The organism is Bradyrhizobium frederickii (assembly GCF_004570865.1).
Lineage (GTDB): Bacteria > Pseudomonadota > Alphaproteobacteria > Rhizobiales > Xanthobacteraceae > Bradyrhizobium > Bradyrhizobium frederickii.
In genome coordinates this window covers 137,337-150,787 of the sequence record NZ_SPQS01000013.1, presented here as the reverse complement: position 1 = coordinate 150,787, position 13,451 = coordinate 137,337, and the positions used below count along the sequence as shown (strand labels likewise).

The window sequence follows — 13,451 nt, the reverse complement described above, 5'->3', positions numbered from 1 at the left end:
AACCGCGCCGGACGCTCCGGCTACTTTGCATGGGGTTGTTTTGCGATATTTGTGCTGGCCGGGTCGTGGCCGGCCTACAAATTCGCGTCGCCCTCGGGGCCGACCGAGGCGATGCGCACCATGTTGGTGGTGCCGGGAATGCCGAGCGGCACGCCGGCGACGATGATCACGCGCTGGCCGGCGCGGACGAAGCCGTCGCGGAACGCGATCTGGCCGGCGCGGCCGACCATGTCGTCCTGATCGCGCGCGTCCTCGGCCACCACGCAGTGCACGCCCCAGACCACCGCGAGCCGGCGGCCAGCGGTGATGTTCGGGGTGATCGCCACGATCGGCGGCTTCGGCCGCTCGCGCGCCACGCGCACCGCGGTCGAGCCCGACGAGGTCCAGCAGATCAAGGCGGGCAGGTCGAGCGTCTCGGCGATCTGCCGCGCGGCATCCGCAATGGCATCGCCCGCGGTGGATTCCGGCGCCGGGCGCTGGGCCATGATCACCGACCGGTAGGTCGGGTCGCGCTCGACCTCCTCGCCGATGCGGTTCATGGTCGAGACCGCCTCGACCGGGAATTTTCCGGCGGCAGATTCGGCCGACAGCATGATGGCGTCGGCGCCTTCATAGACGGCGGTGGCGACGTCCGAGACTTCGGCGCGGGTCGGGACCGGCGACTGGATCATCGATTCCAGCATCTGGGTCGCGATCACCACCGGCTTGCCGGCGCGGCGTGCCATGCGCGTCATCTGCTTCTGCAGGCTCGGCACGCGCTCCAGCGGCAGCTCGACGCCGAGGTCGCCGCGCGCCACCATCAGCGCGTCGGAGGCCTCGATGATGTCGGCGAGGCGGTCGATCGCCTGCGGCTTCTCGATCTTGGCCATCACGGCGGCGCGGCCGCGGATCATCTTCTTGGCTTCGAGCACGTCGTCGGCGCGCTGCACGAAGGACAGCGCGATCCAGTCGACGCCGGTGACGAGGGCGGCTTCGAGGTCGGCGCGGTCCTTCGGCGTCATGGCGGAGACCGGCAGGTCGGTGTCGGGCAGGCTGACACCCTTGCGGTCGCTCATCTTGCCGCCGACCACGACACGCGTCACCGCGTGCTCCTTCGAGGTCTCCTCTGCGATCAGACGCACCTTGCCGTCGTCGAGCAGCAGCGCGTGGCCGGGCCGGAGCGCGGCCAGGATCTCGGGATGGGGCAAGTGGACGCGCGTGGCATCGCCTGGCGTCTTGTCGGAATCCAGCGTGAAGGTCTGGCCGTTCTGGAGCTGGACCGAGCCTTCGGCGAAGGCGCCCAGCCTGAGCTTCGGGCCCTGGAGGTCGACCAGGATGCCGATCGGCCGGCCGTAGCTCGACTCGACGTTGCGGATCGTCGCCACCAGCTCGCGCATCTTGTCATGCGAGGTGTGGCTCATGTTGATGCGAAACAGGTCGGCGCCGGCCTCGAACAGGCGGCGGATCATGGCGAGGTCTGACGACGCCGGTCCCAGGGTCGCGAGAATCTTGATACGGCGAAGACGCCTCATGGCTTATTTCCAGACGGGGGTGGCAGGCCGGGCGAGCCGGGGGGCGTAGCACCGGGCGGGCCATTGGGCAAACCGGGAACTCCGCCTGGGCCAACCGGGCCGGGCAGGCCAGGCACGCGCTGTTGCGCCGGCTGTTCGTTGGCGTCGGTCAGCTGCACCGTCCACGCCCGCTGCTCGCCGGTGTCGACCTCGAAATAGCCGGTCCGGTCGTAGCCGCGCGCGAGGCAATCCTCGGTGCCGCGGATGGTGAACTCCTTGTCGCGCGAGCACATGAAGGCCTGCCCCGACCACTCGCCGCCGCGATCATAGTCGATCGCGTAGATGTAATAGTAACGGGCGACCAGCGTTCCCCGCAGCAGGGTCTCGCAGGAGCGGGAGGAGATGTTCCACCAGCCCTCGGTGGTCCAGCCCTCGGCGTCCTTGTAGCCGAGCGCAATGCCGACCCGGCTCGACGTGTTGTTGCAGAGGCGGAAATCGGCGGAGGCCGGGCCGGCGCAGAGGCACAGCCAGACGACCACCAGCACCGGGACCAACCGGGCGAGCAGGCGAAGCGGGGAGCGGGGAGATTCGGCAATCATTGTCGCGGTAGCTATACCAGATCATTGACGATTTGGCGTAGGGCCGGGAACGGCCTCCAAAGAGCGGCAACGCCAGTTTCGGGGCGGTTTGCGCCGGGATATGGCAAAATCTGTGACAGTGCCCACCTGATCCCGTAAGGGTGACCTCCATCGGGCAGGGTTAAGGGGATACAACCATGGCAATCGACGACAAAACCAGAACCGAGCTCGAGGCGGCCGCTTTCCGGCGCCTGGTCGATCACCTGAAGACGCGGACCGATGTCCAGAACATCGACCTGATGAATCTGGCGGGCTTCTGCCGCAACTGCCTGTCCAACTGGCTCAAGGAAGCCGCCGACGCCCAAGGCGTCGCTTTGAGCAAGGACGAGAGCCGGGAGGCCGTCTACGGCATGCCCTACGAGACCTGGAAAGCGAAATACCAGGGCACGGCGACGCCCGAGCAGTTCGAGACGATGAAGCAGGTGCATCCCCACGGCCACTGAGTTCGCGCACACCTGAGTCGCACCACACAACAGCTTTCTGCGCCCCGCAGCAGGAAGGTGTGGGCGCGCTGTGGACGAGCACGATGGTGCCTTGAACGCAGTCGGCACCGACCCTAAGGGTTCTAGCCAGCACGCGCGGTGAGGATGCCGGCGTCACCTCGTTTTGCCAGTTCCATTGGGAGTACCTAGATGGCCACCTCCGCCGCCGTCCGCGACGACGAGCCCGCGACGAAATTTGCCAAGGACCAGCTCAAATCCATCATCGAGCGCATCGAGCGGCTGGAGGAAGAGAAGAAGGCGATCTCCGACGACATCCGCGACGTCTATGCCGAGAGCAAGGGCAACGGATACGACGTCAAGGCGCTGCGCACCATCGTGCGCCTGCGCAAGCAGGACCCCAACGAGCGCGCCGAGGCCGAGACGATCCTCGAGACCTACATGCAGGCGTTGGGGATGATCTGAGGCGTCCTGCCTCAAACACCGCTGCTGCAGCCCGGATGGAGCGCAAGCGAAATCCGGGACTTCTCAAAACGCACGATTGTTCCCGGATGGCGCTGTGCTCAATCCGGGCTACGCGACCGAGTTTTGGAAATAGTCGCTTCGATCAGCGCAGCGCGGCGGTGCGCACGACGAATGACGTCGTCTGGAGCTTGGCGGTGGCGCTGCCGGAGAAGGTCTCGCAGGACAGGCCCTGCATCGGATCGTCGGCAAAACCCATCGCGATCACGGCTCGCGGCTTGACGAAATAGGCACGCAGCGCCGCCGTATCCAGCTCGCCCATCAGCGTGACCGACATCGCACGGCTGGCGCTCGGCGACAGCATCACGATCTTGAGCCAGATGCTCTCGCCCTTGGCGGCGGAGAGGCGCGTCGCGGTCGCGACCATGCCGTCGGTGCTCTTGCCGACCACCGTGTTGATCTCCGTCGCCTGAGCGAGGCTGCGCGATGCGGGGCGGGCCGAACGCGGGATCGGCGCGGAGGCGGCGACGACATTGGCGCGGTCAACCGGAGAGGCGGCCGGCGCGTAAGCCAGCGCCTGAAGAGCTGCGTTGGGCAGGCTCGCGGTTGGTTGCGGATCGGTGGCGGCGGCGAGCGCCTGACGCGCCTTCAACGCTGCGACCTGAGCCGGCGTCGCCTGCTGCGGCGCGGCCGGGACATCATCCCAGAAGCCGCGGGCATTGATGATGTCGGCCGGAGTCTCAGGCTTGCCCTCGACAGACTTGCCGGTCGCCGGCTTGTCAGCCATGGGCGCGGGCTTCGGCTTGGGCGGCGCAACGAGCTGCGCATCGGCCGAAGCGAGCTGGAAGGTTGCGGCGATCTGCGGCTTGGCGCGGGGCGTCGGCACCAGCTCGGCGGGCTTGGCGGCGGCTGCGACCACGGTCGGCGCGGACGGCTTCGCGGCCGTTGCGGGCGCGCCCTCGTCATCCTCGTCGCTGCTCGCGGCGGGAGCCGGCTTGCTCCTGAACAACGCGGCGAAGAAATTCGGCTTGCTGCCGGCGTCGTCGCCGCTGCCGCGCCGCTCGATCTCGGCCTTGGCGACCTCATACCCCTTCAGCGGCACGCCGTCGGTCGGCAGATGCACCGTCTTGCCGTCCGGGAAGACGCGGGCGAGCTGGTCATGCGTCATGCGCGGCCAGTGCCGGACGCTGCCGGTGTCCAGATGCACGAAGGGCGAGCCGGAGGTCGGATAGAAACCGACGCCGCCGCGCTGCAGGCGCAGGCCGGCGAAACGGATCTGCTCCAGCGGCACGCCCGGGATGTAGAAGTCCATCGCATGTCCCAGCATGTGCTGGCTGGAGCGCGCCACGCCGGAGGAGCGGCGGCGGAGCATGGCGTTGGTGGCGGGGGAGCGGTAGGAGGAGATGATCTGGATCGGCTGCTTGCCGTCGACGTCGCGATAGACTTCCCAGAGGATGTCGAACAGGCGACGGTCCATCACCGTCTCGTCCTGGGTGCGCCAGTCGCGCAGGAAGTGGTTGAGCTGCTTCAGTGCCGCTTCGTCGTAGCGGCCGTCGCGCTTGAAGGTGACCGTGAGATCTTCGCCGGAATGGGTGTGATGGAAGGAGAGCGTCTTGGTCTCGTTCAGCGCGGCGGCGTCATGAACCGAGCCCGCGCCCGCAAGCAGCAATGCGGCAGTGAGGCCGATCCGCGGACCGGCCTTCACTCCCGCATGGGACAACGATAGCACAGCGAATTTGCGTGCGAGACCAGTCAGCACGTATGAGCCCACCCAGTCGACGAGCGTTCAAAATGGACTCTCCCGCCAACCCCGTTAGCAGCGTGAAGAGGATGAACGCTTTCTTAAAGCAAGAAGGTTAATTCGAGGTTGACCTTCCCGCCCCCAAACCAAGTCAGAATACAATCCTAACCGGTTGACTGTGGCAAAAAAACGCCCGCTGCCCGGACCCGGATCGACAATGGTTAACGCTAAACGGCCCCATCCATGGGAGGGGCCGTTGATTTCGTTGCGGTATTTAGAAGTCGGGCCGCTTCAGGCTCAGCGGGTGAACACTCGCTGCGGCGGCCGGCGGCCGACCGGAGCCGGCGGCGGGGTGGGCGCCCCGAACAGCCGCTCGAAGAAGTTCGGACCGGAGGAGCCGAAGCCGCCGCCATTGTTGGCCACCGCAACGCCTGAGGGCAGGGTGGTCGCCGGTCGCGAATAGCTCGGCTGCGAGTGCGCAACGACGGCCTCGAGATCCTTGCCGCGGTTGTTCTTCAGGATGTTGATCATGGTCGCGTCGCGGCCATAGACGTCCTTGCGGAATTGCAACTTGCCGGCATCGTCCACGAAGGCGGTCTGATAGGTGATGTTGACCGGGATCGGCGTCGGGAATTTCAGGTCGATCTCGCTCTTGCCGTACATGCTGCGCACGCGCTCGGGCGTGTACTTCTCGTTCGGCATGACGATGTTGAGCAGCACCGAGGCGTATTGATCCGGGTTCTGCACGCGCATGCAGCCATGGCTGAAGGCGCGATCTTCCCTGGCGAACAGGTTCTTGTCCGGCGTGTCGTGCTGATAGACCAGGAACTTGTTCGGGAAGTTGAAGCGGATGCGGCCGAGCGCGTTGGCCTCACCGGGCGGCTGCGAGATGTGCACCGAGCCGTCGCGGTTCTGCTCGAGCTTGAGGCCCATGCGCTGGAGCACGGTCGGGTCCTGCTGAAGCGCCGGCAGATACTCGTTGTAGACGATCGACGGCGGCACGTTCCAGGTCGGGTTGACCGTGATGTACTTCATCGTCTCGGTCAGCAGCGGGGTCGCATGCGAACCCGGCTTGCCGGTGACGACGCGGGTGGTCCAGACCTGCTGGCCGCGCTGCATCACCTTCAACGTGTAGTCGGGGATGTTGAGGATCACATAGGCATCGCCCAGCGAGGGCGCGCCGAGATCGCGCGGCAGCCAGCGCCAGCGCTCCATGTTGACCAGCACGACGTCGATCTGCCTGTCGCGCTTGGGAGTATTGAGCGCCTTGACCGTCTTGTCGTCGAGAATGCCGGTCGGCTTCATCTCGGCGCCGCTCTGGAATTTGCGCACGGCGTCGGCGACGGCGGCGTCATAGCGGGTGTCGCTGGCGTTCTCGGCGAGGCCGAGCTTGGCGCGAAGCTGCGGCACGCGCGGATCTTCCACGACGATCTCGGCCTGCTTCTTGGTCGCCGCCGTGTACTTCAGCGCCGGACCGTCGGCGATCTCGATCACCGGGCCGGTGCCCAGACCGCGGAGCTCCGCGAGCTTGGCCTTCAGCTCCTTGTAGAGCTTGTGCGGCGGGTTGTAGCTGTCGAGCGCTGTGGAAGCGTCAGCTGCGGTCGTGACCTTGGCGAGCACCTCGTTCGGGTCGACCGGATGCTCGGGATAGAGGATGTCGCCGCTGACCTGCGACCAGTGCATGCGACCGCTCTGCGCGTGGCGTGCATAGTCGAACATGCTGGCGGTGAGCTTGAGCTCGGCATCGGCCAGCGCATCGGGCGTGGTGGCGCCGGCGAAATCCGGCACCGGATAATCGGCGGGGCTGAGGCCGTCGGAGGCGGCGTCCTTCAGCCGGGCGATGACGCCCTTGGCCGCGGCGGTCAGGCTGCCGCCTTGCGTCCAAACCGGCGCGAAGTCCCGGGCTCCATAAAACTTCTCGATCGCCGCGCGCTCGTTCTTGCGGTCGAAATGGCGCGACGTCTTGGCGCCGATGAGGTCCTTGAGCTTGTCGGCGACCGGCTGGTCGGCGGCGGGAACGTTGCTCGCGGCCTTCACCGGCTCGGCGGCCGGAGCCGCAGCGGGTGCCGCCGGCGATGCCGCGGTGTCGGCCTTGGCGGGCTCGGTCTTCGCAGGCTCGGTCTTGGCAGGCTCGGTCTTGGCAGGCTCAGTTTTGGCGGTCTCGCTCTTGGGCGCCGCGGTGGCGGGCGTGGTGGCGAGGTCGGAAGGCTTGGTCTCGACCTTGTCAGGGGCGGGGGCGACGTCAGCCTTCACGGGCTCCTTTGTCGGCTCCTTGGCGGAATCCTGGACCGTGGCGGTGGTGTCGAGCCTGATGTCGGCTGCGGTCGGGGGCGGGACGTTGGCCGGCTCGGGACGCGGGATCGCGGCTTCGATCGCAAGCTCTGCCGCGCTGCTGCGCGACTGATCCTGCGCCAGGGCCGAGCTGGCCGACACCGTGAGGAAGGTGGCCGCGACCGTCATCAAGACACGGTCAAAGCCCGCACGGTGGTTCAAACAGTTCCGCATTGTGTCGCACCCCTCGGGTGAACTGTCCCTCATGGAACAGCTTCGTTATCGCCTATTGAGCTTCGGCTAAATCGCGCCGGCCTCTCGAAAGTTGCACGCCTGCACGCAACGATTCCCACGCAGACGATATACAGGCCCCGGTTTTGCAGCCAGCGCTACCCGGGACAATTCACGCCAAACTGACTTCAAGGCAGCCTCTTGGCAACGGATTGTGCGCTTGCGTCACGCGCTTTTCCCTGTGTCTGTCACTTCCAAGTCACGGTTCAAGACGCAGTCGAATTCTGTCGTCGGGCGAACGGTTTACAGCCGGTCTCGCATCGCCCCGCGAAGCTGTGTTCGCATCAGGCTCAGTGCGTCTCCTCGCCGCTTTTCCCGCCATGGCCGGGCACCCCCGCCTCGTCGAGCTTGCGGTAGAGGGTGGACCGGCCGATCTTGAGGCGGCGGGCCACTTCGGACATCTGGCCGCGATAATGCGAAATCGCGAAGCGGATGATCTCGTTCTCCATGTCCTCGAGCGGGCGAACCTCGCCGGTCGGGGTCAGCATGGCGAGAGTTCCGGCAGCTGGAAGCGGCGCGATTGGTATTTCATTACCTGACACGACCGAAGGAGTGGCCGCCGGCTCGAGCATCAGCGGGGCGGTCGGAATCTCCGTGATGGGATGCGGCTGCGAAGCGAGCAGGGGGAAATCACTGAGGCCGAGCTGGTCGCCGTCGCTCATCACCACGGCACGGTAGACCGCGTTCTCGAGCTGGCGGATGTTGCCGGGCCAGTCGAGCTGGGCGAGATGCGCCATCGCCTCGCCGCTGATGCCGGCGATCTGGCGGTTCTCCTCGGCGGCAAAGCGCACCAGGAAATGCCGGAGCAGGTGCGGGATGTCCTCGCGCCGGGCCCGGAGCGAGGGGATCGTCAGCGGCAGCACGTGCAGACGATAGAACAGGTCTTCCCGGAAGTGTCCCTGCTTCACCCGCTCCAGCAGCTTGCGATTGGTTGCCGAGACGATGCGGACGTCGACCTTGACCGGCTTGCGGCCACCGACCGCCTCGACGGCACCCTCCTGGAGCGCGCGCAAGAGCTTGACCTGAGCGGCCAGCGGCAGCTCGCTGACCTCGTCCAGAAACAGCGTACCGCCATGGGCCTCGACGAACTTGCCCATGTGCCGCTCGGTGGCGCCGGTAAAAGCACCCTTCTCGTGGCCGAACAGAATGGATTCGACGAGGTTGTCGGGAATGGCGCCGCAATTGACGGCGACGAACGGCTTGGCCTTGCGCTCGCCGCTGCCATGGATGGCGCGCGCGAACATCTCCTTGCCGACGCCGGACTCACCTTCGATCAGAACGGGGATCGAGGAGTTCGCCGCCTTCTGCGCGGCGCGCATGACCGGCGCCATCGCCTCGGCGCGGGTGATGATATCGGAGAAGGTCAGCCGGCCCTCGCGGCTGTGCCGGATGCGCTGCAATTCGCCCTTGAGCGCGGAGACGTTGAGAGCGTTGCGTAGTGAAACCTGAAGCCGCTCCAGGCCGACCGGCTTGACCACGAAATCGGCCGCACCTGCGCGCATCGCCGAGATCACGTTGTCGATGCCGCCATGCGCGGTCTGCACGATGACGGGGACGTTGAGGCCCGCTTCACGCATTTTCGCCAGCACGCCCATGCCGTCGAGGCCGGGCATCACGAGATCGAGGATGACACCGTCGATGGCCCGAGCATCGGGAGCGGTGAGGGCGGCGATCGCGGCATCGCCGGAGTCCACGACGACCGTCTCATAGCCGCATTTCTGCACCATGTTCTCGACCAGCCGGCGAGCTACGGCGTCGTCGTCGGCGATCAAAATACTGGCAGCCATGGTGTTCCCCGCACGCTACTACTATCTGTCTCGAATCGGGGCACTCTGGCCGAAGCCGATTAACGCACTCTTAAACCTTGATGCCCCCGCCCGCCGCTTCGATTGTTGAACACAGGTTTCCCACACGATGAATTCGCGCTCCAAGTCTGCTCTCAGGAAGTCTGCTCTCAAGAAGTCTGATCTCAAGACGCCCGCTCTCCGCAAGCCTGCCACCAAGACATCCGCCGTCAAGAAATCGGCCGCCAAGAAACCCGTTGCCGACAAATCCGCCGCCAAGACAAAGCCCTCCAAGACCTCACTCGCAAAGCCCGCGAGCAAGACCGGCAGGCTTCCGGAGTGGAACCTGGCCGATCTCTATTCCGGGATCGATGCGCCGGAAGTGACGCGCGATCTCGAAAAGATGGCTGCCGACTGCGTCGCGTTCGAGACGGACCACAAGGGCAAGCTGGCGACAGGGACAGCAAACGAAGATGGCGGAAAATGGCTCGCGGAGGCTGTGCGACGCTATGAGGCGATCGATGATCTCGCCGGCCGCCTCGGCTCCTATGCCGGGCTCGTCCATGCCGGCGACAGCATGGACCCTGCGATTTCAAAGTTTTACGGCGATGTCTCCGAGCGGCTGACGGCGGCATCGACGCATCTTCTGTTCTTTGCGCTCGAGCTCAATCGCATCGATGACGATATTTTGAACCGCGCCATGCAGGCTCCCGAGCTCGCGCATTACCGTCCGTGGATCGAGGATCTGCGCAAGGAGAAGCCGTATCAGCTCGACGACAAGCTGGAGCAGCTCTTCCTGGAGAAGGCGCAGACCGGCTATTCCGCCTTCAACCGGCTGTTCGACCAGACCATCTCCGGCCTGCGTTTCAAGGTCGGGTCCAAGGAGCTCGCGATTGAGCCGACGCTGAACCTGCTGCAGGACCGCGATGGCTCAAAGCGCAAGAGCGCGGCGGAAGCGCTGGCGAAAACGTTCAAGGCCAATGAGCGCACCTTTGCGCTGATCACCAACACGCTCGCCAAGGACAAGGACATCTCCGACCGCTGGCGCGGATTTCAGGATGTCGCGGATTCCCGGCACCTCAACAACCGGGTCGAGCGCGAGGTGGTGGACGCGCTGGTGGCCTCGGTGCGCGCGGCCTATCCAAAGCTGTCGCATCGCTATTATGCGCTGAAGGCGAAGTGGTTCGGCAAGAAGCGGCTGGCCTATTGGGACCGCAACGCGCCGCTGCCGTTTGCCGCGACCGACGTCATCGCCTGGCCGGAGGCGCGAAACATGGTGCTGACGGCCTATCGCGGCTTCTCGCCTAAGATGGCCGATATCGCCGAGCGCTTCTTCACTGATCGCTGGATCGACGCGCCGGTGCGGCCGGGCAAGGCGCCGGGTGCGTTCTCGCATCCGACCACGCCGTCCGCGCACCCCTACGTGCTCATGAACTACCAGGGCAAGCCGCGCGACGTGATGACGCTTGCTCACGAGCTCGGCCATGGTGTGCATCAGGTGCTGGCGGCGAAGAACGGCGCGCTGATGGCGCCGACGCCGCTGACGCTGGCGGAGACGGCAAGCGTGTTCGGCGAGATGCTGACCTTCCGGCGGCTGCTGGCGCAGACCAAGAGCGCCAAGCTGCGCCAGGCGCTGCTGGCCGGCAAGGTCGAGGACATGATCAACACGGTGGTGCGGCAGATCGCGTTCTATTCCTTCGAGCGCGCGGTCCACACCGAGCGCAAGAACGGCGAGCTCACGGCGACGCGGCTCGGCGAGATCTGGCTGTCGGTGCAGGGCGAGAGCCTCGGGCCGGCGATCGAGATCAAGGCGGGTTACGAGAACTACTGGATGTACATCCCGCACTTCATCCACTCGCCGTTCTACGTGTACGCCTACGCCTTCGGCGATTGCCTCGTGAACTCGCTCTATGCCGTCTACGAGAACGCGGCCGAGGGCTTTGCCGAGCGCTATCTCGACATGCTCGCCGCCGGCGGCACCAAGCATTATTCCGAGCTGCTGCGACCGTTCGGGCTCGATGCCAAGGATCCCAAATTCTGGGACGGCGGGCTCAGCGTCATCGCCGGGATGATCGACGAACTGGAGGCGATGGGCTGACGCACGCGACGTAAAACATTTGTTGAACGGTCGGCCGTGGGGAGTTATACAAGTGTATAACGAGGTGCGACCATGAACGAGAACACGGACCCGAAGGACCTGAAGAACGAGTCCACCGTGCTTCAGGTGAGAAAGATAGGCAATTCGATTGGCGTGATCCTGCCGAAAGAGCTCGCGGCTCGCCTGAATCTCAAAGAGGGCGACAAGCTGTTTCCGGTCGAGCAATCGGGCGGTGGTGTCTTGCTGACGCCGCATGATCCCGACTTCGAAAAAGCAATGGAAGTCGCGCGGCGAGGCATGAAGCGTTATCACAACGCACTCGCCGAGCTTGCCAAATGAGCGAGCCGTTCTGGCTGACGCGTCGGATCATCATTGCGATCCATGACGAACAGCTGGTGATCCATGGCGGTGCAAGCGGCCTTCGAGACGAAGGCATGCTCGAATCCGCGCTCGATCGGCCCAGAAACAAATGGTCTTACGAGAGCGCGGATCTTCCTGAACTGGCGGCGGCATACGCTTTCGGCATCGCGCGCAATCATCCGTTCGTCGACGGCAATAAACGCACGTCTCTGCTGGCGCTGTACACGTTTCTCGGCGTGAACGGCATCGACTTCGTTGTGCCCGAGGCAGAAGCGGCAGCCATGATCCTGTCGCTCGCTTCCGATGAGGTCAGCGAGGAGAGCCTCGCGCGCTGGATCCGCGACAATTGGGATTCCAAATGAGCCGATTTGCGGGAAAACCGCGCCCCCCTGCCGTTGCCCTGCCCGAGAGTTTGCGGTATTGCCACCCAGGAATTCGACTTTCGACTGGGGACATCCATGGCTGACCATAGCGAAGTGGCCTACACCACCGCCGACGGCAACGACTATGTTGCCCACGAGCAGACCTATGAGGGCTTCATCAAACTGGTGAAGTATGGCACGGCCTCGGTCGCGCTCATCGTGATCCTGATGGCGATCTTCCTCACCTGATCCATCGCCTGCCGCGCCGCCAGCGTCGTCGGTGCCCATAAAATTTGCATTCAAGCCGGTCCCAAAACCGGTATCCAACGTTGCGGGAGTAACGCTAAGTTCGCGTGCGCGCTTTTTCCCGCGTCGCCGGAGGCCTCATGAAGATTGCCGTTGCCAAGGAAATCGATCCGTCGGAGCCGCGTGTCGCCGCTTCGCCTGATACGGTGAAGAAGTTCAAGGCGTTAGGCGCCGAGATCGCCGTCGAGCCGGGCGCCGGCATCAAGTCGGGCCTGCCGGATTCCGAATTCACTGCCGCAGGTGCCACCGTCAGCACCGACGCGCTGAAAGATGCCGACATCATCATCAAGGTGAAGCGCCCCGAAGCCTCGGAGCTGTCGCAGTACAAGCGCGGCGCGCTCGTCATCGCCATCATGGATCCCTACGGCAACGAGGCCGCGCTGAAGACGATCGCCGATGCCGGCGTCTCCGCCTTCGCGATGGAGCTGATGCCGCGCATCACCCGCGCGCAGGTGATGGACGTATTGTCCTCGCAGGCGAACCTTGCCGGTTATCGCGCCGTGATCGAGGGCGCCGAAGCCTTCGGCCGCGCCTTTCCGATGATGATGACGGCGGCCGGCACCGTGCCCGCGGCCAAGGTGTTCGTGATGGGCGTCGGCGTCGCCGGCCTTCAGGCCATCGCGACCGCGCGCCGCTTAGGGGCCGTCGTCACCGCGACCGACGTGCGTCCCGCCACGAAAGAACAGGTCGAATCGCTCGGCGCAAAATTCCTCGCCGTCGAGGACGAAGAGTTCAAGAACGCGCAGACCGCCGGCGGCTACGCCAAGGAAATGTCCAAGGAATATCAGGCCAAGCAGGCCGCGCTCACCGCCGAGCACATCAAGAAGCAGGACATCGTGATCACCACCGCGCTGATCCCGGGCCGGCCGGCGCCGAAGCTGGTCAGTGCCGAGATGGTCAGGTCGATGAAGCCGGGCTCGGTGCTGGTCGATCTCGCCGTCGAGCGCGGCGGCAATGTCGAAGGCGCGAAGCCGGGCGAGGTCGTCGATCTCGATGGCATCAAGATCGTCGGCTACACCAATGTCGCCGGCCGCGTCGCGGCCTCGGCCTCCAGCCTCTACGCCCGCAACCTGTTCTCCTTCATCGAGACCATGGTCGACAAGAAAGAGAAGAAGCTCGCCGTCAACTGGGACGACGAGCTGGTCAAGGCGACCGCGCTGACGAAAGACGGCGCCGTCATCCACCCGAACTTCCAGCCGAAGGCATAA

Annotated in this window: 12 protein-coding genes; 7 read left to right on the top strand and 5 right to left on the bottom strand. The window is 65.1% G+C overall.

Translation table 11 applies throughout. The annotated features are described in order from the left end of the window. Positions 1 to 74 precede the first annotated feature (74 nt). Together pyk and E4K64_RS23130 are read right to left on the bottom strand one after the other, a co-directional pair. The gene (gene pyk / locus E4K64_RS23135) at positions 75 to 1,511 is read right to left on the bottom strand and encodes a pyruvate kinase (RefSeq protein ID WP_135165577.1); all 1,437 of its coding nucleotides are present in this window, start codon (positions 1,509 to 1,511) and stop codon (positions 75 to 77) included. Next, a complete protein-coding gene (locus E4K64_RS23130; RefSeq protein WP_135165576.1) occupies positions 1,508 to 2,089 on the bottom strand; it encodes a DUF1036 domain-containing protein in 582 nt (193 codons plus the stop codon). Before E4K64_RS23130 ends, pyk begins: the two co-directional genes overlap by 4 nt. A gap of 176 nt (positions 2,090 to 2,265) precedes the next feature. Here E4K64_RS23130 and E4K64_RS23125 point away from each other — a divergent pair, with 176 nt between their 5' ends. After that, positions 2,266 to 2,571, top strand: coding sequence for a DUF1244 domain-containing protein (locus E4K64_RS23125; protein ID WP_135165575.1), 306 nt, complete (start codon positions 2,266 to 2,268; stop codon positions 2,569 to 2,571). Between the two features lie 189 nt (positions 2,572 to 2,760). Beyond that, a complete protein-coding gene (locus tag E4K64_RS23120) occupies positions 2,761 to 3,033 on the top strand; it encodes a DUF2312 domain-containing protein (RefSeq protein ID WP_008546273.1) in 273 nt (90 codons plus the stop codon). Positions 3,034 to 3,175: 142 nt separating this feature from the next. Here the strand turns inward: E4K64_RS23120 and mepK are convergent, their stop codons facing one another. The 3 genes from mepK to E4K64_RS23105 form a co-directional block, all read right to left on the bottom strand. Beyond that, positions 3,176 to 4,801 (bottom strand): peptidoglycan L,D-endopeptidase MepK, encoded by a 1,626-nt coding sequence (mepK, locus tag E4K64_RS23115; protein ID WP_135165574.1) that lies wholly within the window; start codon positions 4,799 to 4,801, stop codon positions 3,176 to 3,178. 267 nt (positions 4,802 to 5,068) lie between these two features. Continuing rightward, positions 5,069 to 7,276 carry a L,D-transpeptidase family protein gene (locus E4K64_RS23110; protein ID WP_135165573.1) on the bottom strand — a complete coding sequence of 736 codons (2,208 nt, stop codon included), beginning with the start codon at positions 7,274 to 7,276 and terminating at the stop codon, positions 5,069 to 5,071. Between the two features lie 347 nt (positions 7,277 to 7,623). Continuing rightward, on the bottom strand, positions 7,624 to 9,120 hold the full coding sequence (locus E4K64_RS23105) for a sigma-54-dependent transcriptional regulator (protein ID WP_135165572.1): 1,497 nt from the start codon (positions 9,118 to 9,120) through the stop codon (positions 7,624 to 7,626). 127 nt (positions 9,121 to 9,247) lie between these two features. Here E4K64_RS23105 and E4K64_RS23100 point away from each other — a divergent pair, with 127 nt between their 5' ends. The 5 genes from E4K64_RS23100 to E4K64_RS23080 all read left to right on the top strand — a co-directional run bounded on the left by E4K64_RS23100 (position 9,248) and on the right by E4K64_RS23080 (position 13,451). Further along, the gene (locus tag E4K64_RS23100; protein ID WP_135165571.1) at positions 9,248 to 11,215 is read left to right on the top strand and encodes a M3 family oligoendopeptidase; all 1,968 of its coding nucleotides are present in this window, start codon (positions 9,248 to 9,250) and stop codon (positions 11,213 to 11,215) included. 72 nt (positions 11,216 to 11,287) lie between these two features. Next, complete coding sequence (locus E4K64_RS23095) at positions 11,288 to 11,554, top strand: AbrB/MazE/SpoVT family DNA-binding domain-containing protein (RefSeq protein ID WP_135165570.1); 267 nt, start codon at positions 11,288 to 11,290, stop codon at positions 11,552 to 11,554. Continuing rightward, positions 11,551 to 11,937, top strand: a complete 387-nt coding sequence (locus E4K64_RS23090) for a type II toxin-antitoxin system death-on-curing family toxin (protein ID WP_135165569.1) — start codon at positions 11,551 to 11,553, stop codon at positions 11,935 to 11,937. Before E4K64_RS23095 ends, E4K64_RS23090 begins: the two co-directional genes overlap by 4 nt. Positions 11,938 to 12,033: 96 nt before the next feature. Continuing rightward, positions 12,034 to 12,186, top strand: a complete 153-nt coding sequence (locus E4K64_RS23085) for an aa3-type cytochrome c oxidase subunit IV (RefSeq protein WP_008136857.1) — start codon at positions 12,034 to 12,036, stop codon at positions 12,184 to 12,186. A gap of 137 nt (positions 12,187 to 12,323) precedes the next feature. Beyond that, positions 12,324 to 13,451 carry a Re/Si-specific NAD(P)(+) transhydrogenase subunit alpha gene (locus E4K64_RS23080; protein ID WP_135165568.1) on the top strand — a complete coding sequence of 376 codons (1,128 nt, stop codon included), beginning with the start codon at positions 12,324 to 12,326 and terminating at the stop codon, positions 13,449 to 13,451.